Source organism: Streptomyces manipurensis, assembly GCF_049570255.1.
GTDB classification, from domain to species: domain Bacteria; phylum Actinomycetota; class Actinomycetes; order Streptomycetales; family Streptomycetaceae; genus Streptomyces; species Streptomyces manipurensis.
In genome coordinates this window covers 935,917-960,587 of record NZ_CP186950.1, presented here as the reverse complement: position 1 = coordinate 960,587, position 24,671 = coordinate 935,917, and the positions used below count along the sequence as shown (strand labels likewise).

Annotated in this window: 21 protein-coding genes; 10 read left to right on the top strand and 11 right to left on the bottom strand. The window is 74.3% G+C overall.

Features of this window, described 5'->3' with window-relative positions:
* Window positions 1–54 precede the first annotated feature (54 nt).
* Together ACPU2J_RS04565 and ACPU2J_RS04560 are read right to left on the bottom strand one after the other, a co-directional pair.
* Window positions 55–3,114 carry an AfsR/SARP family transcriptional regulator gene (locus ACPU2J_RS04565; RefSeq protein ID WP_420081629.1) on the bottom strand — a complete coding sequence of 1,020 codons (3,060 nt, stop codon included), beginning with the start codon at window positions 3,112–3,114 and terminating at the stop codon, window positions 55–57.
* 141 nt (window positions 3,115–3,255) lie between these two features.
* Window positions 3,256–3,726: a MarR family winged helix-turn-helix transcriptional regulator gene (locus ACPU2J_RS04560; RefSeq protein WP_361599544.1), complete on the bottom strand. Its 471-nt coding sequence runs from the start codon at window positions 3,724–3,726 to the stop codon at window positions 3,256–3,258.
* Between the two features lie 405 nt (window positions 3,727–4,131).
* Here ACPU2J_RS04560 and ACPU2J_RS04555 point away from each other — a divergent pair, with 405 nt between their 5' ends.
* On the top strand, window positions 4,132–5,634 hold the full coding sequence (locus tag ACPU2J_RS04555; protein ID WP_423832803.1) for an FUSC family protein: 1,503 nt from the start codon (window positions 4,132–4,134) through the stop codon (window positions 5,632–5,634).
* A gap of 27 nt (window positions 5,635–5,661) precedes the next feature.
* Here ACPU2J_RS04555 and ACPU2J_RS04550 read toward each other — a convergent pair whose 3' ends face one another.
* Window positions 5,662–7,953, bottom strand: coding sequence for a HelD family protein (locus tag ACPU2J_RS04550; RefSeq protein WP_420081631.1), 2,292 nt, complete (start codon window positions 7,951–7,953; stop codon window positions 5,662–5,664).
* Window positions 7,954–8,095: 142 nt separating this feature from the next.
* Here ACPU2J_RS04550 and ACPU2J_RS04545 point away from each other — a divergent pair, with 142 nt between their 5' ends.
* The 3 genes from ACPU2J_RS04545 to ACPU2J_RS04535 all read left to right on the top strand — a co-directional run bounded on the left by ACPU2J_RS04545 (window position 8,096) and on the right by ACPU2J_RS04535 (window position 11,201).
* The gene (locus ACPU2J_RS04545; protein WP_420081632.1) at window positions 8,096–8,692 is read left to right on the top strand and encodes a GNAT family N-acetyltransferase; all 597 of its coding nucleotides are present in this window, start codon (window positions 8,096–8,098) and stop codon (window positions 8,690–8,692) included.
* 253 nt (window positions 8,693–8,945) lie between these two features.
* Window positions 8,946–10,082 carry a nitric oxide synthase oxygenase gene (locus tag ACPU2J_RS04540; RefSeq protein WP_420081633.1) on the top strand — a complete coding sequence of 379 codons (1,137 nt, stop codon included), beginning with the start codon at window positions 8,946–8,948 and terminating at the stop codon, window positions 10,080–10,082.
* 54 nt (window positions 10,083–10,136) lie between these two features.
* On the top strand, window positions 10,137–11,201 hold the full coding sequence (locus tag ACPU2J_RS04535; protein ID WP_420081634.1) for a lactonase family protein: 1,065 nt from the start codon (window positions 10,137–10,139) through the stop codon (window positions 11,199–11,201).
* Between the two features lie 87 nt (window positions 11,202–11,288).
* Here the strand turns inward: ACPU2J_RS04535 and ACPU2J_RS04530 are convergent, their stop codons facing one another.
* From ACPU2J_RS04530 to ACPU2J_RS04520, 3 genes are all read right to left on the bottom strand, one after another.
* Window positions 11,289–12,203, bottom strand: coding sequence for a sirohydrochlorin chelatase (locus ACPU2J_RS04530; protein ID WP_361599562.1), 915 nt, complete (start codon window positions 12,201–12,203; stop codon window positions 11,289–11,291).
* Between the two features lie 96 nt (window positions 12,204–12,299).
* Window positions 12,300–12,986, bottom strand: coding sequence for a uracil-DNA glycosylase (locus tag ACPU2J_RS04525; RefSeq protein WP_381845168.1), 687 nt, complete (start codon window positions 12,984–12,986; stop codon window positions 12,300–12,302).
* Window positions 12,987–12,997: 11 nt separating this feature from the next.
* Window positions 12,998–14,089 carry a WD40/YVTN/BNR-like repeat-containing protein gene (locus ACPU2J_RS04520; protein ID WP_420081635.1) on the bottom strand — a complete coding sequence of 364 codons (1,092 nt, stop codon included), beginning with the start codon at window positions 14,087–14,089 and terminating at the stop codon, window positions 12,998–13,000.
* A gap of 248 nt (window positions 14,090–14,337) precedes the next feature.
* On the opposite strand from ACPU2J_RS04520, the gene ACPU2J_RS04515 reads away from it, so the two are divergent.
* The 5 genes from ACPU2J_RS04515 to ACPU2J_RS04495 all read left to right on the top strand — a co-directional run bounded on the left by ACPU2J_RS04515 (window position 14,338) and on the right by ACPU2J_RS04495 (window position 18,350).
* Window positions 14,338–15,666, top strand: coding sequence for a wax ester/triacylglycerol synthase family O-acyltransferase (locus ACPU2J_RS04515; RefSeq protein WP_361599571.1), 1,329 nt, complete (start codon window positions 14,338–14,340; stop codon window positions 15,664–15,666).
* A gap of 79 nt (window positions 15,667–15,745) precedes the next feature.
* Window positions 15,746–16,864 (top strand): NADH:flavin oxidoreductase/NADH oxidase, encoded by a 1,119-nt coding sequence (locus ACPU2J_RS04510; RefSeq protein ID WP_420081636.1) that lies wholly within the window; start codon window positions 15,746–15,748, stop codon window positions 16,862–16,864.
* A gap of 147 nt (window positions 16,865–17,011) precedes the next feature.
* Complete coding sequence (locus ACPU2J_RS04505) at window positions 17,012–17,359, top strand: ArsR/SmtB family transcription factor (protein ID WP_420081637.1); 348 nt, start codon at window positions 17,012–17,014, stop codon at window positions 17,357–17,359.
* Window positions 17,356–17,919 carry a hypothetical protein gene (locus ACPU2J_RS04500; RefSeq protein ID WP_420081638.1) on the top strand — a complete coding sequence of 188 codons (564 nt, stop codon included), beginning with the start codon at window positions 17,356–17,358 and terminating at the stop codon, window positions 17,917–17,919. The genes ACPU2J_RS04505 and ACPU2J_RS04500 overlap by 4 nt, the downstream gene beginning before the upstream one ends.
* On the top strand, window positions 17,916–18,350 hold the full coding sequence (locus tag ACPU2J_RS04495) for a DUF6892 domain-containing protein (RefSeq protein WP_399817586.1): 435 nt from the start codon (window positions 17,916–17,918) through the stop codon (window positions 18,348–18,350). The genes ACPU2J_RS04500 and ACPU2J_RS04495 overlap by 4 nt, the downstream gene beginning before the upstream one ends.
* A 19-nt stretch (window positions 18,351–18,369) precedes the next feature.
* Here ACPU2J_RS04495 and ACPU2J_RS04490 read toward each other — a convergent pair whose 3' ends face one another.
* Both ACPU2J_RS04490 and ACPU2J_RS04485 read right to left on the bottom strand, forming a co-directional pair.
* Window positions 18,370–19,767 carry an FAD-dependent oxidoreductase gene (locus tag ACPU2J_RS04490; protein ID WP_420081639.1) on the bottom strand — a complete coding sequence of 466 codons (1,398 nt, stop codon included), beginning with the start codon at window positions 19,765–19,767 and terminating at the stop codon, window positions 18,370–18,372.
* 52 nt (window positions 19,768–19,819) lie between these two features.
* The gene (locus ACPU2J_RS04485) at window positions 19,820–20,566 is read right to left on the bottom strand and encodes a DUF305 domain-containing protein (protein WP_420082504.1); all 747 of its coding nucleotides are present in this window, start codon (window positions 20,564–20,566) and stop codon (window positions 19,820–19,822) included.
* Between the two features lie 83 nt (window positions 20,567–20,649).
* Here ACPU2J_RS04485 and ACPU2J_RS04480 point away from each other — a divergent pair, with 83 nt between their 5' ends.
* Complete coding sequence (locus tag ACPU2J_RS04480) at window positions 20,650–22,134, top strand: LVIVD repeat-containing protein (protein ID WP_420081640.1); 1,485 nt, start codon at window positions 20,650–20,652, stop codon at window positions 22,132–22,134.
* A 61-nt stretch (window positions 22,135–22,195) separates the two neighbouring features.
* Here the strand turns inward: ACPU2J_RS04480 and ACPU2J_RS04475 are convergent, their stop codons facing one another.
* The 3 genes from ACPU2J_RS04475 to ACPU2J_RS04465 all read right to left on the bottom strand — a co-directional run bounded on the left by ACPU2J_RS04475 (window position 22,196) and on the right by ACPU2J_RS04465 (window position 24,619).
* Window positions 22,196–22,825 (bottom strand): TetR/AcrR family transcriptional regulator, encoded by a 630-nt coding sequence (locus ACPU2J_RS04475; RefSeq protein ID WP_420081641.1) that lies wholly within the window; start codon window positions 22,823–22,825, stop codon window positions 22,196–22,198.
* Between the two features lie 128 nt (window positions 22,826–22,953).
* Window positions 22,954–23,598, bottom strand: a complete 645-nt coding sequence (locus ACPU2J_RS04470) for a phosphatase PAP2 family protein (protein ID WP_423832802.1) — start codon at window positions 23,596–23,598, stop codon at window positions 22,954–22,956.
* 82 nt (window positions 23,599–23,680) lie between these two features.
* Window positions 23,681–24,619 (bottom strand): M56 family metallopeptidase, encoded by a 939-nt coding sequence (locus tag ACPU2J_RS04465; protein ID WP_361599597.1) that lies wholly within the window; start codon window positions 24,617–24,619, stop codon window positions 23,681–23,683.
* Window positions 24,620–24,671 lie beyond the last annotated feature (52 nt).

Genomic DNA, 24,671 nt, shown 5'->3' with positions numbered 1-24,671 from the left:
GCACACGGACCGGTACGCCGCCCCGTACTTCCCGTTCCGGGTTCCGGACAGGCTCTAGTCCGCCGGGCCCGACAGCAGGGCCGTCAGCTCCTCCGGCGTGAAGGAACGATGCGGCAGCCCCACGGCGTCCCCACCGCCCGGCGGGAGCCCCGCGTCCTGCACCGCCGCATCCTGCACCGCCCCCAGCAGCCGGGCCGCCTGCGCCCGCCAGGGCTGCGCCCCCACCTCCCCGAAGGCCGCGCAGGCCCGCCGGAACCTCTCCGCCGCCTTGGCGCAGTGACCGCCGAGCGCGTCCACGCACCCGAGGTCCGTCTCCACGCGGGCGTACAGGAACCGGTCCGCCAGCTCATCCGTGATCTCCAGGGCCTGCTGCAGCGTTCCCCCCGCCGCCGGCAGCAGGCCCTGGCTCCACTGCGTCTGCCCGAGACCCCGCAGCGCGTGGGCCTCCCCGACCCGGTCGCCCTCCCCGCGGGTGAGCCGCAGCACCGCCTCGAACGCCTCGCCCGCCTCGCCGAGTTCCCCGGCACGCAGCCGTACCTCGGCGAGCCGGTAGACGCTCTGCGCCTCCGCGCGCACCGACCCGGTGCGCCGGCTGAGGGCCACCGCCCGCTCCGCGAGCGGCAGGGCGCCGCCCACGTTGCCCCGGTCCAGCTCGATCTGCGCCTGAAAGCCCATCAGGTGGGCCTCGTTCCCGGTGTCGCCCGAGGCGTGGAAACCGCTGAGGGCCTCCTCGCAGTACTCCAGCGCCCGTGCCCAGTCGCCCTGGAACCGGGCGCACATGGCCAGGTTGCGCTGGGCGAGCGCGGCCCCGCCCACGTCACCGGTGTTGCGCAGCAGCCGCAGCGCCGCCCTGTTCCAGCCCTCGGCCTGCTCGTAGCGCCGCTGGTAGATCGCCAGTGAGCCCAGGCTGCGCAGCATCGTCGCCTCGCCGGGCTCGTCCCCGCTGCGCCGGGCGGCGGCGAGCGCGTGCTCGGCGCTGCGCTGCCAGTCCTCCAGGTAGTTCTTCGTCTCGAAGTGCGGCACCGCGCTCTGGGTCAGCGTCCACGCGTACCAGGCCCGGCCCGTCTCGGCGGCGTGGGCCACCATGTCCGTCACCGCCGAGCGCTCCGATTCGAACCAGTCCATCGGTGCGCCCACCAGCTCGTCGGCGAGCCCCCGCAGGAAGTCGGGGGCGGGCGCCTGTTCCCGGCTCACCGGGAACCGCCGCCCGTCGATCCTGCGGTGCGCCTCCTCGGCCAGCCAGAGCCAGGCCGCGAAGGCCCGTTCGAGGGCGGCGTCGGTGTCGCCCTCCGGCTCGTCCGACTCCGCCCGCTCGCGCGCGAACAGCCGCAGCAGGTCCTGGAACCGGTAGCGGGCGGCCCGGCCCGGATCGGCCGAGGCCACCTCCAGCAGCTGGGCGTCGACCAGCTGGTCGATCAGCTCCTCCGCGTGCCAGACGGTGGTGTCCAGGACGGCGGCGCCCGCCCAGGCGGCGAAGTCCGCCGTGCGCAGCAGCCCGAGACGGCGGTACATCCGGGCCGCCTCCGCGGGCAGGTCCCGGTAGGTCAGCCGGAAGCCGGCGCGGACCCCGCCCTCACCGGGGCTCAGCACGTCCAGCCGGCCCCGCTGGTCGCGCAGCCGCTCCACGAGGCTGCGTACGCTCAGGTTGGGCTTCGCCGCCAGCCGGGCGCCGGCGATCCGCAGCGCCAGGGGCAGACAGTCGCACAGCGCGCCGAGCTGCTCCACCGCCACCGGGTCGCTGCCGAACCGGTCCGCGCCGGCGAGCTTGATGAGCAGGGCCGTCGCCTCGGTCGGCTCCAGCATCCGCAGCCGGATGCTGAGCGCGGTGTAGTCGCCGGTCAGATCGCCCAGGCTCTCCCGGCTGGTGGCCAGCACCACGCTGCGTCCGCCGCCCGGGAGCAGGGGTCTGAGCTGGGGGAAGGAGCGTACGTTGTCCAGCACGATCAGCGTCTTGCGGGTGCTGAGCAGGCTCCGGAACAGCGAGGCCCGCTCGTCGGCGTCGGCCGGGATCTGCGGTGCGCCGATCCCGAGGGCGCGCAGGAACCGGTCGAGGACGGCGGCGGGGGAGACCGGGGCGTGCTCCTCGTCGTAGCCGCGCAGGTCGGCGAAGAGCTGCCCGTCGGGGAACTGGTCGGCGACCTGGCTCGCCCAGTGCACCGCCAGGGCGGTCTTGCCCACCCCGCCCACGCCCACGATGGTCGCCAGCGCCGGGGTGTGCGGGTTGTAGGGCTCCTTCAGGAGCCCGTCCAGGGAAGCCATTTCGCGCTGCCGCCCGGTGAATGCCATGACCCCGGCGGGCAGTTGCGCCGGGATGGTCTGCAGGGCCGTCGGTGCGGGCGCCACCACGGCCGGGGGCCGGGTCAGTTCGGGCGAGTCCCGCAGGATCAGGTCGTGCAGCTGCCGCAGCCCCGGACCGGGTTCGATCCCGAGCTGCTCGGTGAGTAACCGGCGGCCGTTGAGGAACACGTCGAGGGCCTCGGCCCGCTGCCCCGACCGGTACAGGGCCAGCATGAGGTGCTCGCGGCACTGCTCGCGCAGCGGGTGCCGGGCCACCAGTTCGGTGAGCTCGCCGGTCAGGGCGCGGTGCCGCCCCAGCTGGAGCATCAGTCCCGCGCGTTCCTCGACCAGCGTGAGCCTCATCTGCTCCAGCCGGACCGCCTCGGCCTCCAGCCGGGAGCCGGGCGTCTCGTCGAGCGCCGATCCGCGCCAGATGCTGAGGGCCTCCTCGAACAGGGTGCATGCCTCCTCGGCCCGTCCGCGCCGGGCCGCGTCACGGCCCTTCTCGGCCCGTTCGAGGAACTCCTGCACGTCGACCCGGTGCTCTCCCTTGGCGAGCAGGTAGCCCGGGGGAGAGGTGACGAGCAGATCGGTCACCCCGGCCTGCTTGAAGGTCTTGCGCAGGGTGGCCACGCAGATCGCGATCTGGTTGCGCGCCGTCGCCGGAGGGGAATCCGGCCAGACCGCGTCCACCAGGGTGTCGACCGACACGACGCGGTCGGCGTAGAGGACGAGCATCGACAGCACGGTCGCCTGGCGCCGGCCGTTGATCCGGAGAGGGCCGTCATCTGTCTGGACGATCAGTGGTCCGAGCAGTCTGAAGACAAACCTATTCACAGGTCCCCCCGCACTCTGAAGCCCCCGCGTCAGGCGCGAACGGTACCGCAAAGACGATTCCTCGGTGCAGTCAATAGTTGGGAAAACGGGCGGCGCTTTCAGGCCAAGTTGTCCGTACGGCGGTAGACGTGGGCGCGATTCTCACGCAGAGTCGTCGGTTCCGGCCGCAGCCAGGGCGCCCGACAGCCCGCGCAGCACCTCGGCCGTGCGCCGCATCTCGTCCTCGCCGCCCAGCCGCTCGCACAGCTGCCGGGCCAGCTCCGCCAGACAGGAGTCGATCTCCCGCTTCGCCTCCGCGCCCCGCTCGGTGGCGGTGAGCAGTTTGGCCCGCCGGTGCGCGGGATTGTCCAGGTAGACCGCGAGGCCTTGGCGCACCAGCAGGTCGGCTATGCGCTGCACGCTCTGCCGGGTGGTCCCCACCCGCCGCGCCACCTCGGAGACCGACAGGGACTCGCCCGTCACCGTGCTGAGGACCTGCCAGCGCGCCGAGCTGAGACCGCTGGGCAGGGCGAGCCGGTCGAGGGCCGCGGTGAACCGTCCGTTCAGCCGGAAGACCGCCACGGCGGCCCGGCTGAACGCCTCCGCCTCCCCGGACTTCCCCTTGCGCGCCAACGCCGGCCCCTTCCGTACGTCGTCCGGGTCAGGTCCACCGGGTCGCTGCACGATAACAGCGCGTGGTCACCCGTACGAGGGTCGTGCGGGGCCCCGTACGAGGGCCGTGCGGAGCCGCGTGCGAGGAGGGGCGCGGCCCTGGACCGTTGGCGGGTGCATGGCCGACAGAACCCCTGCGCGACTGTGCCAATGGACCAGTCATGACGGCCCGAGTTGAGCCACTGGGCCTCCGGATGCTTATCTGTGGCCTATCCATGTACTTACGGCGCCGCGCAGCGCCGGACGGCAACGAGGCCGGATCCGGACCGCGGCGCCTTCGCCGTGCCGTCAGCCGCCCACCACCCCCGGGCGCCTGCGGGACGGCGCGCACCACTGCAAGGGGGGCGGCACACCGCTGTGAAGAGGATGTTCGTAGCTCCGGACCCGGGGCTCCTCCGGCTCAGGACCTCGGCCCGCGCGGTCGTCGGCGTCGCCGCCGCCGTCGCCCTCGCCGAACTGTGCGGTCTCTCCCTGACCGCCTCCATCACCGGGGGCCTCGCGGCCCTCCTCGCGCTCTTCACCGTCACCGACGCCACCGTGCGCCGCCAGGCGGTCACCACCGCGCTGCTGCCCGCCGCCGGCTTCCCGGTGCTCGCCCTGGCAACGGCCCTGCACGCCGTCACGCCGCTGCGCGACGCCGCCTTCGTCCTCGTCGTCTTCTGCGGGGTCTACGCCCGCCGCTGGGTCGCGCGCGGACACGCGCTCGGGATCTTCGCGTTCATGAACTTCTTCATCACGCAGTTCCTGCACGCCCTCCCCGGCCAGCTCCCCGAGCTGTACGCCGCCGTGGGACTGGCCCTGGTCGCCTCCGCCGCCGTGCGCTTCCTGCTCTGGCCCATCGAGCGGCGCACCCCGCCGCCGGCCGCCCCCGCGCCGCTGCCCGGCCGGGGCCTGGCCCGGCCCACCACCCGCCAGGCCTTCCAGGCCACCCTCGCCTGCGCCGTCGCCCTCTCCATCGGGCAGGTGCTCTCCGAGGACCGCTGGTACTGGGCCGTCGGCACCACCTGGTGGATCTTCGTCAACACCGCCTCGCGCGGCGAGACCCTGGTCCGCGGCTTCCGCCGGGTGCTCGGCACCGTCGTCGGCGTCGCCGCCGGCGTGCTGATCGCCATCCCGCTGGACGGCGCGCCCGCCGCCACCGCCGTCCTCGTCGCCGCCTGCGTGTTCGCGATCTTCTACACGGCCCCCGTCTCGTACAGCTGGATGATGCTGGCCGTCACCCTGATGGCGGGGCTCCTCTACGGCCTCCTCGGCGTGCTGGATCCCGCGCTGCTCGTACTGCGCCTGGCGGAGACCGCCGTCGGCGCGGTGTGCGCGGCCCTGGCCGTGGTCCTGGTCCTGCCCGTCACCACCCACGCCACCAACGACGCCTGGATCCAGCGCGCCCTGCACTGCGTGCACGCGGCCACCGCCGAGGCCACCGCCCGGCTCGCCGGGTCCCCGACGGCCGACCCGGCCCCGCACGCGGCCGAGCTGGAGGCCCTGCTGGCCCGGGTCCGGATGGCGCTCGCACCCCTGGTCCACCCGCTCAGCCCGTTCCGCGGCCGCAAGGCCCGGGCCGGCCAGGTCGTCGCCCTGCTCGACGACTGCGCCCGGGAGGTGCGCGGCCTGGTGGCCGTCGCCGCCGACCCCGACGCCGGCCACGACGCCCGCCTCGCCGCGGCCTGCTGGCGCGTGGAGGACGCCGTACGGGCGCTGACGGCGGGCGAGCGCGCCCTCGACGGGCCGGCCGCCGCACGGGACGCCGAGGCGCACACCGGCGCCGCCGGCCCGGCGCTCGCCCACCTCCACGGGCTGGAGCGGGCCCTCGCCGAACTCGCCACCCCGCTGGGCTCCGACCCCCGGGCGCCCTACGTCGTCAGCGCCTGACGCGTCGGGCCCGTCCCGTCGGGCCGCTCAGCGCTCGACCAGCCCGCCCCCGGCCAGCCCCTCCGGCAGCCGGCCGGGGGTGTGCACCACACCCAGGCGCTGCGTCGCGCGGGTGAGCGCCACGTACAGGTCGCTCGGCGCGAAGTCGGCCGGCTCCACCACGACCACCGTGTCGAACTCCAGCCCCTTGGCCTGCCGCGGGTCCAGCAGGACCACCGTCCGGGTCAGGTCCGGTTCCGCGCCCGCCCCCGCGCCCGGCAGCACGGTGGCCAGGGCCGGGTGCAGCTCCCGCGGCGCGATCACCGCGAGCCGTCCCTCGGCCGGCTCCTCCCGCTCCACGGCCGCCGCGACCGCCCCGGCCGGGTCTCCCGCCGCCAGTGACCAGGGCCGCACCCCGGTCGCCCGGACCGACCGCGGCGGCTCGAACGCCGGGTCGCGCTCCCGCAGCACGGCGGCCGCCACGTCCATGATCTCCGCCGGGGTGCGGTAGTTGACCCCGAGCCGGACCAGCTCCCAGCGCTCGCCCACGTACGGCGAGAGCATCCGCTCCCACGTGCCGCAGCCCGCCTCGTCGCCGGTCTGCGCCGGATCGCCGACCAGCGTCATCGAACGGGTCGGGCAGCGCCGCATCAGCAGCCGCCAGGCCATCTCCGACAGCTCCTGCGCCTCGTCCACGATCACGTGCCCGAAGGCCCAGGTGCGGTCGGCGGCGGCCCGCTCGGCGGTGCTGCGGTGGTCGGCCTCCTCGTGCCGCTCGGCCATCCGCTCCGCGTCGATGATGTCGTGGGCGGCGAGGAACTCGCTCTCCTCGTCCTCGAACTCGTACGACTCCGAGCCCGCCGACACGTCCAGGACGCCCTGTGCGTAGGCGACCCGCTGCTCCCGCAGCCGCTCCTCGGCGGCCCGCCGGGCGCTGTCGTCCTCGCCGAGCAGCTCGGCGGCCTCGTCCAGCAGCGGTACGTCGGCCGGGGTCCACTCCGGCCGGGCCGAGGGCGGGCGGCGGACGAGGTCGGCGTCCTCCGGGGGCAGGTGCGTGGGATCCGCCAGGAAGTCCGTCACCAGCTGCTGCGGGGTGAGCGTGGGCCACAGCGTCTCGATCGCGGCGTGCACGGCACGGCTGGTCGCGATCTCCTTGCCGAGTTGGGCCACGTCGTCCGGGCCGAGCAGGTTCGGACCGCCGTACGGATCGGCCCCCAGCCGGTCGGCGAGCTGAGCGGTCAGGGCGTCGATGATCCGGAAGGCGAAGGCGGGCCGGGCCAGGTTGTGCGGCAGGCCGGTGGCGCGCGCCCGGTCCCGGGCCTCGTACGCCATGGTGCGGTCGAGCAGGAGCGTGCCGTAGCCGTCGTGGTCGATCTCCAGCGCCGCCTCCGGCACCGTGTCGGACTCCTCGCCCGCGCCCGCCGGCACGCTCTCGGGCAGGGCCTGGCGGTCCGCCACGACCCGGGCCAGGACGTCCGCCATCGACGCACGCCCCTTCACCGCCGCGGCCCCGGGGCGGTCGGTGCCGGTGGCGTGGACGCCGGGGAACAGCTCGCCCGGCGTCGAGAGCAGGACGCCCGTCTCGCCGAGGGCCGGGAGCACCCCGCCGATGTAGCCGAGGAAGGCGGGCCCCGGTCCGACGATCAGCACGCCGCGCCGGGCGAGGAGCTCCCGGTGGGCGTAGAGCAGGTAGGCGGCGCGGTGCAGGGCGACGGCGGTCTTGCCGGTGCCCGGCCCTCCCTCGACGACCAGCACCCCGCGGTGCGGGGAGCGGATGATCCGGTCCTGTTCGGCCTGGATGGTGCGCACGATGTCGTGCATGCGGCCGGTCCGGGCGGCGTCGAGCGCGGCGAGCAGCACGGCGTCCGCGTCGGCCCCCTCGTGACCGGTGCGCTCGGCATCGGTCAGGTCCAGGATCTCGTCGTGCAGGGCGGTGACGGTGCGCCCCCGGGTGCTGATGTGGCGCCGGCGGCGCAGCCCCATGGAGGTGTGACCCGTGGCGAGGTAGAAGGGGCGTGCGACCTCCGCACGCCAGTCGAGGACCAGCGGGGTGCGTTCGGTGTCGTCCGCTCGGATCCCGATCCGGCCGATGTGGTGGTCCCGGCCGTCCGAGAACTCCAGGCGCCCGAAACACAGGCCGTTCTCGCCGGCGTTCAGGGCCGAGAGCAGACCGGACTGTTCCCCGACGACGACATCACGCTCCAGCCGGGCCTGAAATCCGGTGCCGACGTCCCGCAATGCCCCTTCCACCGCCCGTTCCGCCTGGTCACGCAGGTCGTCGAGGCGCCGATAGAGGTCGGTGACGAATTGCTGCTCTTTCCGGAATTCCTCGGTTGACAATTCCACTCCTGCCGCGATACGATGTCCTCGTAAACTTGCCCGTGGCTTCACGTTCCATTGAAGTCACGAACTCCTGAATATACGCCTTCCCGTCCCTCGGCAGCGAATTCCGCCGGGGGATTTTTTGCGTACCGTGGATTCCATGACCACCGCGAACGCCGCACGCGGCTCCGCCGGCGGAATCGTCTGCCGGCCGGCCCGTCCCGAGGACGTCGGCGCCATCGAGGCCCTGGACGGCTCCTTCACCACGGCCACCGTCTTCGAGGTGACGGCCGGCGAGGACGGCTCCGGCTTCCTGCTCCGCGAGGTCCCCGTGGACCCGCCGGTGTACCGGCCCTTCCCGCCGGAGGAGCACGACGAGCAGGGCCTCGCGCCGGCCGCGGGCCCCGGCCCCGGTGCCGACACCCGCACCTTCGTGGCCCTCGACGGGGGCCGGATCCGCGGGTACGCCGCCGTCGGCTACGCCGCGTGGAACCGGCGGCTCACGATCGAGGACATCGAGGTGGACCCCGGCCACCGGCGTCGCGGGATCGGCCGCGCGCTGGTGGAGTGCGCGGCGGACTTCGGCCGCGAGAGGGGCGCGGAACACCTGTGGCTGGAGGTCAGCTCGGTCAACGCGCCGGCCGTGCACGCCTACCGGGCCATGGGCTTCGCCTTCTGCGGTCTCGACACCTCGCTCTACGGAGCCGCCGCGTCCGCCGGGGAGGGGGCGCTGTTCATGAGCCGGTCCTGCCGCTGACGGCCCCGGGCGTTTCCGGGCGGACCCGCTGGGGCATATGCCGAGCGCATCCTCAACTCCCGTACCGGGAGCGGATCGTACGCCTCTTCGAGTCCCGAACGCAGCTCAATCGCCGAAGATCACCCGGAGGTGTGTTCCGGGTCCGTCGCCCGCACGTCGCTGACCTGCGGAAGGTACAACGGGTCATTGTTCATTGCACATTCATCCGGCATGTACAGGGTGGATCTGGTCGGACAGGGGGTACCCCGGCGGAATGGAAATCCTTCGACAGCGCTCGACCACCGCTCAGGTGTGGCAGGCGGCAGAGGAGTTCATCCGACTCTTCCACAGGGAGAACCCGGGCGCCGGGGATCCGCGCACCCGGCTCGCGGACGTGCGGGCCGAGCTGGCGGACACCGGGACCTACGTGCACACCCCCGAGGAGCTGGTCCACGGTGCGCGCGTGGCCTGGCGCAACAGCAACCGGTGCATAGGGCGGCTCTACTGGAACTCGCTGCGGGTCCGCGACCGGCGCGGGACCGCCGACGCGGACGCCATCGCCGCCGAGTGCTTCGACCACCTGCGCGAGGCCACCAACGGCGGCCGGGTGCGACCCACCATCACGGTCTTCGCCCCGGAGACCCAGCACCGGCCCGGGCCGCTGATCTGGAGCGAGCAGCTGGTGCGGTACGCGGGGTACGGCGACCACCCCTCCGTCACGGTCGGCGACGCCCGCAACGCCCCGCTGACCGGGGCCCTGCTCCGGCTCGGCTGGCCGGGCGGTGCGGGCACCCCCTTCGACCTCCTGCCGCTGGTGGTCCAGGGGGTCGACGACAAGCCCCGGTGGTTCGAGACCCCCGCGGACGCCGTGCTGGAGGTCCCCATCGACCATCCGGACGGGGCCGGCTGGTCGGACTGGGGACTGCGCTGGCACGCCGTGCCGGCCATATCCAACATGTGCCTGGAGGTCGGCGGCATCCACTACACCGCGGCGCCGTTCAACGGCTGGTACATGGGCACCGAGATCGGCGCCCGCAACCTCGCCGACACCGACCGGTACAACCTCCTGCCCGCCGTCGCCCGCCGCCTCGGCCTGGACACCTCCAGCGACCGGTCCCTCTGGAAGGACCGCGCCCTGGTCGAGCTCAACCGCGCCGTCCTGGACTCCTTCGACCGGGCCGGGGTCACCATCGCGGACCACCACACCGAGTCCCGGCGCTTCCTGTCGCACCTGGAGCGCGAGGGACGCAAGGGCCGCGAGGTGGGCGCCGACTGGTCCTGGATCGTGCCGCCGATCTCCGGCTCCGCGACCCCGGTCTTCCACCGCACGTACGAGGACACCCCCAGCAGCACGGCGTACGTCCACCACTCCGGGGCACAGGAACGGGCCCGCGGACGGGATTTGGTCTAGACCTTCTGTTACCGTCGGCTCCGAACGATCCGACAGCGGTGAGAGGGGCCTCCTGTGGGCGGCGCGGACAGTACGGACCGAAGCGGCGAACACCGGGCCTACATCGGTTCGTTCACCTCGGGGGGCGGCCGCGGCGTCACCGTCGCGACCGTGGACGCGGCGACCGGGGCGCTGACCACGCTCTCGGTCGCCGCCGCCGAGGAACCCTCCTACCTCGCCCTCGCCCCGGACGGCCGGGTGCTCTACGCGGTGAGCGAGGCCGGGTCCGGCGCGGTCGCGGCCTTCCGCACCACCGCCGGCGGTCTCGCCCCGCTCGGCGCGCCCGTACCGGTCGGCGGCGCCGGCCCCACCCACCTGAGCCTGGCCGGCGGCCGGCTGCTCACCGCCAACTACACCTCCGGCAGCCTCAGCAGCCTGGCCCTGGCCGCCGACGGCGCCCCTGCCGGACCCGCTCGGGTCCTCGCGCACCGCGGCTCCGGACTCGACGCCGACCGCCAGGCCGGTCCGCACGCGCACCAGGTGCTGCCCGATCCGACCGGCCGCTGGGTGCTCGGCGTGGACCTCGGCACCGACGAGGTCCGGGTCTGCACCCTCGACGCGGACACCGGCGCGCCCGTGCCGCACGCGCGGACCGCGCTGCGGGCCGGGACCGGCCCCCGCCACCTGGCCTTCCACCCGCGGGGCGACGTGGCCTACGTCCTGCACGAGCTGGAGCCGCAGGTGACCGTCTGCCGGTGGAACGCGGCATCCGGGCGGCTGGAACCGGTCGGCGAGGTCCCGATCGCCGCAGAGGGCGCCTCCGGGGCCGTGCGGGCCTACCCCTCGGCGATCGTGGCCTCGCCCGACGGAAGGTTTCTGTGGGCGGCCGTGCGCGGCACCGACGTCCTCGTCACCCTGTCCCTCGCGGACGGCCCCGAGCGGCCGCGCCCCACCGGCACCGTGGACTGCGGCGGGCGCTGGCCGCGCGACCTGCGCGCCGACCCCGCCGGGCGCCGGCTGTACGCGGCCAACGAGCACTCGGGTGACGTCACCTGGTTCGACGTGGACCCGTTCACCGGCCGGCCGCAGCGCCGCGGATCGCTCGCCGTACCCGCCGCCACCTGCGTGGTCATCGGCTGACCCGGCGAGGAGGCGGAGTACGGCGAAGGGCCCCCGCGGGCCCGGGGAGCCGGGCGGGCGGGGGCCCTTCGCGTCGTGCGGGCGGGATCAGTGCGCGGGAGAGACCTGGGGCGTCCCGAGGGCCGCGGCGTACTGGGCGACAGCCAGCTTGCCGAGCGCCGGGTACGCGCCGAGCACCTCGGCGGTGGCGCAGTCGGCCTCCTTGCAGGCCGTGTCGAGCAGGCCTTCGGCCGCCTCGGGGCCGATCAGGTAGGGGGCGAGCGCGAGCTGCGTGGAGCCCTCGCGGCGCAGCTGCTCGGCGACCGCGGCCACCGAGCCCTCCTGGTCCAGCGCCGCGGCCTGGACGGGCACGGCGAGGCGGGCGGCGAGCAGCATGCCGGTGATCCCGGCCGCCTGCACGGCCTCCTCGCCGCCGGTGGTGGCGAGGACGATGCCGTCGGCGGCGGTGGTCACGGTGAACAGGCGGGCCCGGTCGGCGCGGGCCAGGCCGGCCTCGGAGAGACGCACGTGCAGGCCCTCGGCCAGCAGCGGGTGCGGGCCGAGGACGTCGGCCAGTTCGGCGGCGGCGGAGGAGTCCATCAGCGCCTGACGCATCCGGCGCAGCAGGTCGCTGTCCGGACCGGCGAGCAGGGGGACGACCACGGCGTCCGGTCCTGCCTGCTCGGGCACCTCGTGACCGGCGGTGCGGGCGAACTCGGCGCGCGCGGTCCGGTCGGCCGCGACGGCGCTCAGCACGCCGGACAGGGACGGGAACTCGGAGGCGTCGTCGCCCTCCAGGAAGCCGATCCGGGCGTCGAGGCCCGGAAGCTCGGACCGGCCGATGCTGATGATCTCTTCCGCCAGCCCCCGCGAGGCGGCCGAAGGCGCTCCGGGCACGGCGAGCACCAGCGCGGGAGCGCCCTCGGGCGCCGCGGCGGGCTCGGGCCGGCGGTGCCGTCCGGTCGGGCGGGGTCGCGGCATTCGTACGGGCAGGCCATTTGCGGGGCCAGTGGGGGAACTCATGGCGCCGCATGCTACTGGCTTATCGGAACCAGGTGTTCGGGCAGGGCCTTTCGCTGCCGTATCTGTCCGTATTTATACGGTGAATTGCAGATACGTTCAGCTCACTGACGGCAAGCGCCAGTCCACGGGCTGTGAACCCTGGCCCACGAGCAGCTCGTTCGTCCTGCTGAACGGCCGGGAGCCGAAGAAGCCGTAGTCGGCGGACTTGGGGGAGGGGTGGGAGGACTCGACCACCGGCAGGTCGCCGAGGAGCGGCCGGAGGTTGCGCGCCGCCCGCCCCCACAGGATGGAGACCAGCGGCTTGCCGCGTGCGGCGAGCGCGCGGATGGCCTGGTCGGTGACGGCTTCCCAGCCCTTGCCCTGGTGTGCGTTCGACCGGCGGGGCGCGGTCGTCAGCGAGCGGTTCAGCAGCAGGACGCCCTGGCGGGTCCACGGGGTGAGGTCGCCGTTCGCAGGGCGGCCGGTGCCGATGTCCCGGTGCATCTCCAGGAAGATGTTGTCCAGGCTCGGCGGCACGGGCCGCACGTCGGGCGCCACGGAGAACGACAGCCCCACCGCGTGCCCCGGGGTGGGGTACGGGTCCTGGCCGACGATCAGCACCTTCACCTCGTCGAAGGGCTGCTGGAAGGCCCGCAGCACATTGGCCCCGGCGGGGACGTACGTCCTCCCCGCCGCGATCTCGGCGCGCAGGAAGTCGCCCATCGCGGCGATCTGCGCGGCCACCGGCTCCAGAGCCCGGGCCCAGCCCGGCTCGACGATCTCGTTCAACGGTCTTGCTGCCACGGTGGATCACTCTACTGGCCGATCACCGCCGCCCGCACGCACAGGACGTCCGGCAGGTGCCCGGCGAGCAACTGCCAGCTGTCGCCGTCGTCGTGGCTCGCGTACAGCTCGCCGTTGCGGTTGCCGAAGTAGATGCCCGCCGGGTCGGCGTCGTCGGTGCACAGCGCGTCCCGGAGCACCGTGCCGTAGTGGTCGGCGTCGGGCAGCCCCCGGGTCAGCGGCTCCCAGGTGGCGCCCGCGTCCCGGGTGCGGAAGACCCGGCAGCGGTGGCCGGCCGGGACCCGGTCGGAGTCGGCGTTGAGGGGGAAGACGTAGGCGGTGTCCGGCCGGTGCGGGTGGGCGGCGACCGCGAACCCGAAGTCGGAGGGCAGGCCGCCGCCGATGTCCGTCCAGCGGCCCCCGGCGTCGTCGCTGCGGTAGACGCCCCAGTGGTTCTGCAGGTAGAGCCGGTCGGTGTCCCCGGCGTCCCGGGCGATCTTGTGGACGCACTGGCCGAACTCGGGATTCGGGTCCGGCAGGAACACCGCCGACACGCCGTCGTTGGACGGCTTCCAGCTCGCGCCGCCGTCCTCGGTCCGGAACACCCCGGCGGTGGAGACCGCCACCGTCACCGTGTCCGGGTCGCGGGGGTCGGTGAGCACGGTGTGCAGCCCCTCGCCGCCTCCGCCCGGTTCCCACTTGCCGCGCGTCGGGTGCTCCCACAGGGGGCGTACCAGCTCGAAGGACTCGCCGCGGTCGGTCGAGCGGAACAGTGCGGCCGGCTCCGTCCCGGCGTACACCACGTCGGGGGCCTCGGGCCCGGCCGGCTGGAGCTGCCAGACGCGCTCCAGCGAGGCGCCGGTGTCCTGGGGGAACTTCACCGCGGCCCTGGCCGGTTCCCGCCAGGTCACCCCGAGGTCGTCCGAGCTGAAGACCGAAGGCCCCCAGTGCGTGCTGTCCCCGCCGACGAGCAGCCGGGGAGCCGCGCCGCGCCGGTCCACGGCGACCGCGTAGACCGCCTGGGCGTTGAAGTGGGGCCCGTCGAACTCCCACGGGCCGTCGCCCCGGCGGCGTCCGATGAACAGTCCCTTGCGGGTTCCCACGAGCAGCAGTACGTCGGCCATGGCCGGCACCTCCGGACTTCGTCGTCCCTCCGGGGGACAGCCCTCCCACCCGGGGAACGGCCGGCCCTCGTACAGCGTCTTTCGGCCAGTCTGCACCTGCCCACCGACAGTGGCCCGCCACACGGCGCGGCGTGTGAAGTGGCTGATCGACACCGATCATTCACAACCAGGAAATGATTGCTGCTTGCATCAAGGTGTTCGGAATCGATTGACTTCAGGACACCGTTGTCGCACGTGAGAGGACGTACGTGGCCACCGACCACCTGTCACCGCTCGACCTCGCCTTCTGGCGGATGGAATCCGCCGGCCACCCCATGCACCTCGGTGCCCTGGCCGTCTTCCGACCGGCGCCCGGCACCGCCCGCTCCGCCGCCGCGCACGCCGCCGAACTGCTCACCGCCCGGTGCGCCGCCGTGCCGGGCCTGCGTCGCCGGATCCGGGACGTGCTGCTGCCCCTGGGCGCGGCCGCCTGGTCGCCCGACCCCGGCTTCGACCCGGCGCGGCACGTCGTGCTGTCCCGTACGGCCGCCGGCCCCCACGAGGCGGCCGGACCGCTGATGGCCCGCCCGCTGGACCACGGGCGGCCGCCCTGGGAGGCGCACGTCCTGTCCGGGCCGGACCCCGACTCCTTCGCGGTCCTCTTCAAGTTCCACCACGCCCTCGCCGACGGCCTGGGCGCCCTCGCGCTGGCCGCCGCGCTGTTCGACGAGGGGCAGGAGCTCCGGGCCCCCGCGCGCCCCGTTCCCGAGCAGCGGGCAGGGTCGGGGCTCGGCCGGATTCCCGCGGCCCTGGCCACCCGGGTGCAGGAGGTCGGCCAGGCCCTGGAGATCGGCGCCGCCGTTGCCCGTTCCGGGCTGCCCTTCGGGATCCCGGCCGCCCTCACCGCCGACCCCGCCGCCGCGGGCAGCCGCGCGGTCGCCGGCCTCACGCTCGACCTGGACGAGGTCAACCTGATCCGCAAGGGAGCCGGCGGCACGGTCAACGACGTGCTGATCGCCCTGGTCGCGGGCGGGCTGCGGCGCTGGCTTGCGGGGCGGGGCGACCCGGAGCCGCTCGGTGCGGGCCCGCGCGCCCTGATCCCCGTCTCCCGCAGGCGCGGTCCCGGCGGCGCCGGCGACGCCCGCAACCGGCTGTCCGGCTACCTGCTCCGGCTGCCCCTCGGCGAACCCGATCCGCTGCGCCGGCTGGACCGGGTGAGGACCGCCATGGACCGCAACAAGGACGCCGGGCCCGCCCGCGGCGCGGGGGCCGTGGCGCTGCTCGCCGACCACGTGCATCCGCTGGGCCACCGCCTGGGCGGCCCGCTCGTCGCGCAGGCCGCCAGGCTGCTCTTCGACATCCTCGTCACCAGCGTCCCGCTCCCCGGCCTCACCTTCTCGCTCGGCGGGAGCCGGGTCCACGAGGTCTACCCGCTGGCACCGCTCGCCCGGGGCCAGTCGCTGGCCGTGGCGGTCTCCACCTACAAGGGGACGGTCCACTACGGGCTGGTCGCCGACGCCTCCGCCGTCCCCGACCTGGCGGAGCTGGCGGGCGCGCTGCGGGCGGAGCTGGACTCCCTTGTACGAGAGGTCTCGTAGTACGAGGAAATTCGTAGTATGGTGAATCTCGTACTTAGCCGCCGACCCCGGCGCGCCCGGTGAACTCTGGAGAGCCCCGATGAGTGCTGCCCCCACCATCCCCGCCGTCCCCACCGCCTTCGCGGCCCTGTTCACGCCCTACACCCTGCGCTCGGTCACCGCCCCGAACCGGCTGTGGATGGCGGCGATGTGCCAGTACAGCGCCGAGCCCTCCGGCCCCGCCGCCGGCGTGGCCCACGACTGGCACTTCGCGCACTACGCCGCCCGCGCGGCCGGCGGCACCGGCCTGATCGTCCAGGAGGCCACCGCCGTCTCCCCGGAGGGCCGGATCTCCCCCTACGACCTCGGCATCTGGAACGACACCCAGGTCGAGGCGCTGCGTCGGATCACCTCCTTCCTCAAGTCCCAGGGCACCGTCCCCGGCATCCAGCTCGCACACGCCGGACGCAAGGCCTCCACGGACCGCACCTGGAAGGGCGGCGCACCGGTCGGCCCCGACGCCCACGGCTGGCGGCCCGTCGCCCCCAGCGCCGTGCCCTTCGCCGAGGGCCACCCCGTACCCCACGAGCTGACGGTCGACCAGATCCACGAGATCACCGGCCAGTTCGCCGCGGCCGCCCGGCGCTCGCTCGCCGCCGGTTACGAGGTCGTCGAGATCCACGGCGCCCACGGCTACCTCATCGGCGAGTTCCTCTCCCCGCACAGCAACCGGCGCACCGACTCCTACGGCGGATCCTTCGAGAACCGGACCCGGTTCGCCCTCGAGGTCGTCGACGCCGTCCGTGCCGTCTGGCCCGAGGAACTCCCGCTGTTCTTCCGGATCTCCGCGACCGACTGGCTGCAGGAGGACGGCTGGACCGCCGACGAGACGGTCCGGCTGGCCCGCACACTCCAGGAGCACGGAGTGGACCTCCTGGACGTCTCCACCGGCGGTCTCGCCCCCGGGGTCACGATCCCCGTGGAGCCCGGCTACCAGGTGCCGTTCGCCGCCCGCGTGAAGGCCGAGACCACCCTCCCCGTGGCGGCCGTCGGCCTCATCACCGAACCGCGGCAGGCCGAGAAGATCCTCGCCGACGGCGAGGCGGACGCCGTCCTGCTCGGCCGTGAGCTGCTGCGCGACCCGTACTTCGCCCGCCGCGCCGCCGTGGAGCTGGGCGGGCAGCCGCGGACGCCCGAGCAGTACCACCGGTCCTGGTGACCGCGGTGCGGCTCCGGCGCGCGGCGGGCCCCGCGCGCACCGGAGCCGCACCCGGCCGGAGCGCCCCGACGCCGGGGCACCCGACCGTTCCTACGGCAACTCTCGTACCATGGGGCCCGGAACGCGCCGAGTGAGTGGAGCAGGGACATGACCGACCGGGACACCTCCCGCACCCTCGCCCACCCCGGAGCCGGCGAGATCCGCCTGGAGGGCGTGCTGCACGCGCTCTCCGACCCGGTCCGGCTGTCCATCGTGCGCGACCTGGCGGCCTCGGCCGACGACCTGGCCTGCTCGCACTTCGACCTGCCCGTCACCAAGTCCACGACCACGCACCACTTCCGCGTCCTGCGCGAGAGCGGCGTCGTGCGCCAGGCGTACCGCGGCACCACCAAGCTCAACGCCCTGCGCCGGGACGACCTGGACGCCCTCTTCCCCGGCCTGCTCGACAGCGTACTGGCCTCGGCGGCCGCCGAGGCCGCCCGGCTCGCTGCGTGAGCGGAGCGGAGTTCGAGGTCGGGCTGCCGCGCTACGGACGGCGGCCCCGGGTGGGCCGGCTCCCCGCCCACCCCCGCCGGACCCGCCGGCGCGCCCTGCGCTCCTTCTTCCTCTTCCGCTTCCTGATCGCGTTGCCGGACGACGCCCTGTCGGCGCTGTCCGCCCTGGCCGACCCGGGCCGCAAGGCCGCCCGGCTGCTGACCCGGCTGCTGGCCGGGCCGGGCATGCGCGGCGGCTGGGACGGCGAGGCCGGCCGCCTCGTCCTGGCCGTCCACACCGCTTACTGGGTCCGGGACGCCCTGCGCGCGGAGGAGGCGGACTGTCGGCTTGTCGTCGCCGACGGCCGGATCTCCGTACGGGCGCCGTGGCAGGACCCGTCGGAGGCGCGGTCCGGCGCGCACACGGGCGTACGGGCGACCCCGTGGCCGCGGCGCCTGCGGCGGCGCGTCGACATCGGCTTCGCCGACGGCTCGTGGCTGACGGTCCGGGCCTCCGGGCCCGGCTCCGCCTCCCGCCTGCGTGAACTGCTGTCGGCGCCCGTTGATATACACGGGGCATGACCGGATTCCGTGACGTCAACTTCAAGCTGCTCGTCGTAGAGAAGCTCATGTACTGGGACGAGACGCTGAAGCCCGCGTTCGACCTGCGCGCGCACATGCGGGCGCGCGGCGTGCAGGACCTGGACGCGTACGTCGCGGCGAACGGCCTGGAGTACACCGTCCTCCCCGAGGCCCGCGCCCACTTCGAGGAGCTGGAGATCCCGGCGGAGCTGCTGGCCACGGTCGACGAGCTCACCTTCGACGGCGGGCACCAGGTCTTCCAGGAGTGCGCTCCGGTCTGGGACGGCGAGGACGACCTGTTCGACCTGCACTCCCTGGAGGACCTGCGCCTCCTCCCGAACCTGAAGCTCTTCACCGGCGCCGACGCCCTGGAGTACATGCTCCCGGGAGCCCTCGACACCCTCGCCGCCCACGGCATCGCGTCCCGCTGACCGAGCACACCGACGGGCGTCAGCCGGCCGGCCGGCCGGGGGCCCGGGGGTGGTCCGGGTCCGCTGCGGTCAGCAGGCCGTTCCAGTCGGGGATCTTCACCGTGCGCCGGCCCAGGGCGCTGCCCAGCTCCGCCTCCGCCGCCTCGATGGCAAGCCAGCCCGGCCACCGCACCGGCCGCAGGCCGGCCGCCCGCAGCGCCTCCAGCGGATCGGCCGGCAGGTCCCGCCGGGCCAGCACCCCCGCGTCCTGGAGCAGGGAGGACACCGTCTCCTTCGCGCACGGCCGGTTCGTGCCGATCACCCCGGTCGGGCCGCGCTTGATCCAGCCCGCCACGTACTCGCCCACCGAGGCCCGCCCCGCGCGCAGGACCCGCCCGGCGGCGTGCGGGACGGTGCCCCCGGCCGGGTCGCAGGGGAGCCCCGCCGGCGGTACGCCCCGGTACCCCACCGACCGCAGCACCAGCTGTGCCTCCACGTCCTCGTGGACCCCCGTCCCGGTGATCCCGCCCCGCCCGTCGGGGGCGGTCCGCTCGAAGCGCACCCCGCGGACCCGGCCGCCCGGCCCGCCGAGGATCTCCACCGGCCGCAGGTGGAACCGCAGCGCGATCCGGCGGGACGCCCCGCCCGGGTCCGCAGCCGCAGCCTCCGCCCAGCCGCGCAGCACCTCCAGGTTGCGCCGGACCACCGCCGGCAGCGCGGCCGCCGCGGCGGGGTCGGCGTACGCGGGGTCCAGCGCCAGTTCGGCGGGGTCGGTCCAGGCGGCCACGCCGGGCAGGGTGCCCAGCTCGCGCAGCTCCTTGGTGGTGAACCGGGCCTGCGAGGGCCCGCGCCGGGCCACCATCGTCACCGTGCGCACCGCGCTGTCCGCGAGCGCGGCCAGCGCCTGCTGCGGCATGTCCGTCGGCGTCAGCTCCCGTGCCCCGCGCGCCAGGATCCGGGTCACGTCCACCGCCACGTTGCCCGCGCCGACGACCACGGCGCTCTCCGCCCCGGCCAGGTCGAAGGACTCCGCCACGGCGTCCGGGTGTCCGCTGTACCAGGACACGAACGCCGTGGCGGAGTGCACCCCGGCGAGGTCCTCGCCGGGGATGCCCAGCGTGCGGTCGCGCGCCGCGCCCACGCAGTAGACGACCGCGTGGTACAGCTCCAGGAGCCGCTGCGTGCCGAGGGCCGGCCCGCCCACCTCGACGTTGCCGAGGAAGCGGATCCGTTCGTCCTCCAGGACGGTGCGCAGGCTGCCCTGGAGGGACTTGATCTTCTCGTGGTCGGGGGCGACCCCGTAGCGGACGAGTCCGTAGGGGGCGGGGAGCCGGTCCAGTACGTCCACGCGCACCCCGGGCACCTCACGCTGCTGGACGAGCGTCTGGGCCGCGTACACCCCGCTGGGGCCGGACCCGACGACGGCGACTCGAAGCACGGCGGAGCTCCTCCCGCAGGTGGTTCCAGCATGGCACCGGCCCCCCGGCCCGTCAGCCCATGGTGCGCATCCGGTGGATCTCGGCGCTCTGCGTGGCCACGACCTCGGTGGCCATCTCCTCGACGGCGACGTTGTTGCCCCCGGCGAGCGCCTCGCCGGCCATCTTCAGCGCGCCCTCGTGGTGGGCGGTCATCAGCTGGAGGAAGAGGCGGTCGAAGGCGGCGCCCCTGGCGTCGGTCAGCTCCTTGAGCTGCTGCTCCGTGGCCATGCCCGGCATGTCGCCGTGGCCGGACCCGCCTGCGCCGCCGCTGCTTCCGATGCCACTGGTGCCGCCGGTGCCGGCGGCGTGCCCGGTGTGGTCCGCGCCGTGGGTCCCGTCGCCCGCCGCCGGGTCGGGGTGGCGGGCCTGCCATTTCTCCATTGCGCCGATCTCGGGCTTCTGGGCGGCGGTGATCCGCTCCGCCAGCCGTTTGACCGGGTCGGCCGCGGCCCGCTCGGGGGCGAGTGCGCTCATGGTCAGGGCCTGCCGGTGGTGCTCGATCATGTTCCGTACGTAGGAGCGGTCGGCGGCGTTCGGGGTGTCGTCGGGTTTGGCCTTCGCGGCCTGCTCGGGGGTGAGGTTGCGCGCCTTCTCGCCCGGCCTGCCCGGGGCGACGATCGTGGCCCGCCCGTCGTCGCCCCCCTCGGCGCCGCCGTCCTGGCAGCCGGTGAGGGGGAGCAGGAGGGCTGCGGCCACCACCGCCGCGCGCCGGACGGGCCGTGCCGGTAAGGCCTGGCGGCCCCTGAGGTCTTTTGCCATGTCCATGGAAGGGAAGATACTGCCGGGGTCCTGGTTCCGTTCCCCTGCGGACGGAACCGATCGGGCTCCCATGGGAGGGCACTGTGACCTCGCTACACACCAGGAGAGTGCGGAACAGGGGGGTGGGGGTGGCCGTCGCGGCGGCCGGTCTCCTCGCCACCCTCCTGACAGCCGGACCGGCGGCCGCCACTCCCGACCCGGGCGAATTAACCCCCGGGCACGGCAATCACCAGAGCACGGGCTCGGCCGAGGGCGGGGAACTCGCCCCCGGCGAGATCCCGGGCCAGGACGAGATCGTGCACAGCGCCAACATCAAGCCCCTCGCGAACATCCCCGCCGCCGACCCCACGCGGGTCAACACCGACCTGGCGTTCCAGGGCCGGTACGCCTACGCGGGCAACTACAACGGGTTCACGATCTACGACATAGCCAACCCGAAGGCGCCGAAGACCGTCACCGAAGTGCTCTGCCCCGGCGGGCAGAACGACATCTCGGTCCACGGTGACCTGCTCTTCCTCTCCACGGACTCCTCGCGCAGCGACGACTCCTGCAACAGCGTCTCGCAGCCCGCGACGGAGAAGTCCTCGTGGGAGGGCATCAAGATCTTCGACATCAAGGACAAGAAGAACCCCCGCTACATCAAGTCCGTCGAGACCGCCTGCGGCTCCCACACACACACCCTGGTGCCGGACGGCCGCGACATCTACCTCTACGTCGCCTCCTACTCCCCGAACGAGGCCTTCCCCGACTGCAAGCCGCCGCACGACGGCATCTCCGTGGTGAAGGTCCCGAAGAAGTCCCCGACCAAGGCCGCCGTCGTGGCCTTCCCGGTGCTCTTCCCCGATGGGGGCAACCCGGGGGCGCCGACCAACCCCGGCGTCTCCAAGACCACGGGCTGCCACGACATCACCGTGCTGCCCTCCAAGAAGCTGGCCGCCGGCGCCTGCATGGGCGACGGCATCCTCTTCGACATCAGCAAACCCGAGCAGCCACGCGTCATCGACCGGGTCCAGGACAACGTGAACTTCGCGTTCTGGCACTCGGCCACCTTCAACGAGCGCGCGAACAAGGTGGTGTTCACCGACGAGCTCGGCGGAGGCGGCGGCGCCACCTGCAACGAGGCGACCGGCCCGAACCGGGGCGCCGACGGGATCTACGACATCACCGGCCGCGGCGACCAGCGCAAGCTCGCCTTCCGCAGCTACTTCAAGATCCCGCGGCACCAGGCCGACACCGAGAACTGCGTGGCCCACAACGGCTCGCTGATCCCGGTCGGCGGCGGTCGCGACATCATGGTCCAGGCCTGGTACCAGGGCGGGGTCTCGGTCTGGGAGTTCACCGACTCCGACCGGCCGCGGGAGATCGCGTACTTCGAGCGGGGCCCGCTGTCGACGGACCGGCTCGGGCTCGGCGGATCCTGGTCGGCCTACTACTACAACGGGCACATCTACTCGAACGACATCGTCAAGGGCCTCGACGTGCTGAGGATCGACGACCGGCGCACCGACAGCGCGAAGTGGGTCCGCATGGACCAGCTCAACGTACAGACCCAGCCCGACTACCGCTGAGCCGTGCGGCGCGAGAGGCGTCGCGGGCCCGGAGGGAGGTCACGGTCCTAGAGAGCCGATCCTAGAGAGCCGAGGAGAACGTTCCGCCGGGCGGCCCGCCGTCCGGCGGAACACCGAGCTCCCATTCCAGCCCGTAGCGCTGGAACAGCTCCGCGCGCAGCCGGGCCGACGGCATCGGGGCCCCGGGCAGCAGCACCGCCACCACCGCGCCCATCAGCAGCGCCCGCAGCAGCGGGTAGTCCGCGTCCACGTCCGCCGAGCCGTAGCGGGCGAGGGTGTCGCGCAGCAGCTCCGCCAGCCGCTGCTGCTCGGGACACTGCACGAAGCCCTCGGCCGTCAGGATGCCCGCCATGTGCGTCCGCATCAGCAGCGGTTGGTCGCGGGCCAGTCCGAGCACCGCGTCGACGGCCCGCGCGAGCCGCTCGCGGCCGTCGTCGGTGCGGGGCTCCCGCTCCAGACCGGCCTCCAGGGTGAGGTGCATCAGCCGGTGCACCGCCGACTGCAGCAGCTGCCGCTTGCCCGGGAAGTAGTAGGAGACCAGGCCGCGGGCCGCGCCCGCCCGGTCGGCGATGTCGCCCAGGGTCGTCGCCTCGTACCCGCGTTCGGCGACGAGCTCCACGGCCGCGCGCAGCAGGCGCTCCCGGGAACGTCTGCGCAATTCTTCATTGACCGACGCGCTGCGCGGGGACATGCTTACTCCTGCGTTGACTGGCTCCGGGCCAATATACTCAGCGCACGGCGTCGCCTGCTCTGGGTGACACGGGGGATCATCCAGGGCAGGCGCTCCGGACCGTCAGCGGCACCTGCCCCGCGCCGCACTCACCGCCCGACCGGGCTCCGGTCACGCCGGCGCACCGTCACGCGGACCGCGAGCACCACGAGGGCCACGCCCAGCAGCCAGCCCGCCAGCACGTCCGAGAACCAGTGCACCCCCAGGTAGAGCCGGGTGAAGCCGACCCCGAGCACCGAGACCACCGCCAGCGCCCACGCCGCCGCGGCCCAGCGCGGGGCGGGACGGGGGAGCAGCCACAGCAGCAGGCCGCACACCACCGCCGCCGTCATGGCATGGCCGGAGGGGAAGGCCGCGAAGCTCGCCGAGTCCACCGGATCCGGCCACACCGGACGCTCCCGCCCCACCGCCGCCTTCATGCCCTGCTGCACCGCCGAGGCGGCCAGCGTCGCCAGTGCCACGCACAGGGCGCGGTCCCGGTCGCCGCGCCGCCACAGCAGGACCACGGCGACGGCGGCCAGGGCGCGCAGGGTCCAGGGGTCCCACACCCAGTCCGACAGCACCTGCATCAGCCGGGTGGTGCCCGGGTGGGAGACGGCGTGGGCGTGCAGGTCCCGGCCGACCTGCCCGTCGTACGCCACGAGCGGCTGCCAGCCCGCCACCACCAGGCCGGTGAGGGCGGCAGCGAGCAGCGCGCAGCAGATGCCGGTCAACAGAAAGAGATCGTTCCGCATACGCCGATCCTTGCACCGGGCGGCGTCCGGACGAGGACCCGGCGGTCCCCGGCGCGTACGGCGACCCGGGCGCGGGCCGGGGCTACCGCAGCGCGCTCAGCCCCGGAACGAAGGCCACCAGCAGCGGGACGGCGGGCACCAGCGTGGCCAGTGCCGTCAGCCGCAGCCGACGGCCCGGCGACAGCCGGGGAACGGCCGACAGCAGCCTGCGCACCCGCTGCGGCACGTGCGCGTGCTCGGGCGAGGAGGAGGTGAACACCCCGCGGTCCTCGTTGAGCCCGACCAGGGCGAGGGCGACCGTCAGCCGCCCGAACCGCCGTGAGGCCACGTCGTCGGCGGCCAGCTCCACCAGCCGGTACATCTCCGCCTCGAACGCGGCGAAGACCGGCACCTGCGGGAAGGCCCGGGCCAGCGCCCGCGAGGAGTGCAGCAGCCAGTCGTGCCGGGCCGCGGCGTGCCCCTGCTCGTGGGCGAGCACGGCATCGAGCTGACTGCCCTTCAGCCGGCCCAGCGCGGCCGTCGTGACCACGAGCTGGGGAGCCGCGCCCGGCAGCCACCAGGCGTCCGGCCGCGGGCCCTCCAGGACGACGAGCCGTACGCCCGAAGGGTCCTCCCCGGGCAGCAGCGGGGCGCGCACCAACAGCTCGCTGCCCCGGGCGCGCCGTCGGGCCCGCGCCCTCAGCACCTCTCCGGTCAGCATCGCCGCGGTCCACAGCCCGCCGCCCGCCAGTGCGAGGGCCGTGCACGCCGCCCAGATCCCGCCCGACGCGCCCAGCGCGTAGGCGTCCACCACTCCGTGCGGTGCGGTGGCGAAGAGCCGGTCCCGGACCGCCAGCCAGGCGTCCGCGGCGCTCAGCAGCATCGACAGCCCCAGGCACAGCAGGACCGCGCCGACCACGCACTGCCACGCCCAGAGGGCCACGACAGGTTCTCGTTCGGGCCACCGTGCCCGGGCGAGCAGGCGGGGCGCGAGCACCGCGGTCAGGGCGCCGAGCAGCAGGAGAGCGGCGGGGACCATCATGGGCACCAGCCTATGAGCGCCGGACTGCCTCCGGGTACGGGCCGGGCGCATT

What these genes read in the sequence shown, in the direction of transcription:
- ACPU2J_RS04555 (WP_423832803.1), top strand. Translation starts at nt 4,132, where the DNA reads ATGTTCGTAGCTCCGGACCCGGGGCTCCTCCGGCTCAGGACCTCGGCC.
- ACPU2J_RS04545 (WP_420081632.1), top strand. Translation starts at nt 8,096, where the DNA reads ATGACCACCGCGAACGCCGCACGCGGCTCCGCCGGCGGAATCGTCTGC.
- ACPU2J_RS04540 (WP_420081633.1), top strand. Translation starts at nt 8,946, where the DNA reads ATGGAAATCCTTCGACAGCGCTCGACCACCGCTCAGGTGTGGCAGGCG.
- ACPU2J_RS04530 (WP_361599562.1), bottom strand. Translation starts at nt 12,203, where the DNA reads ATGAGTTCCCCCACTGGCCCCGCAAATGGCCTGCCCGTACGAATGCCG.
- ACPU2J_RS04520 (WP_420081635.1), bottom strand. Translation starts at nt 14,089, where the DNA reads ATGGCCGACGTACTGCTGCTCGTGGGAACCCGCAAGGGACTGTTCATC.
- ACPU2J_RS04510 (WP_420081636.1), top strand. Translation starts at nt 15,746, where the DNA reads ATGAGTGCTGCCCCCACCATCCCCGCCGTCCCCACCGCCTTCGCGGCC.
- ACPU2J_RS04505 (WP_420081637.1), top strand. Translation starts at nt 17,012, where the DNA reads ATGACCGACCGGGACACCTCCCGCACCCTCGCCCACCCCGGAGCCGGC.
- ACPU2J_RS04495 (WP_399817586.1), top strand. Translation starts at nt 17,916, where the DNA reads ATGACCGGATTCCGTGACGTCAACTTCAAGCTGCTCGTCGTAGAGAAG.
- ACPU2J_RS04485 (WP_420082504.1), bottom strand. Translation starts at nt 20,566, where the DNA reads ATGGCAAAAGACCTCAGGGGCCGCCAGGCCTTACCGGCACGGCCCGTC.
- ACPU2J_RS04475 (WP_420081641.1), bottom strand. Translation starts at nt 22,825, where the DNA reads ATGTCCCCGCGCAGCGCGTCGGTCAATGAAGAATTGCGCAGACGTTCC.
- ACPU2J_RS04470 (WP_423832802.1), bottom strand. Translation starts at nt 23,598, where the DNA reads ATGCGGAACGATCTCTTTCTGTTGACCGGCATCTGCTGCGCGCTGCTC.
- ACPU2J_RS04465 (WP_361599597.1), bottom strand. Translation starts at nt 24,619, where the DNA reads ATGATGGTCCCCGCCGCTCTCCTGCTGCTCGGCGCCCTGACCGCGGTG.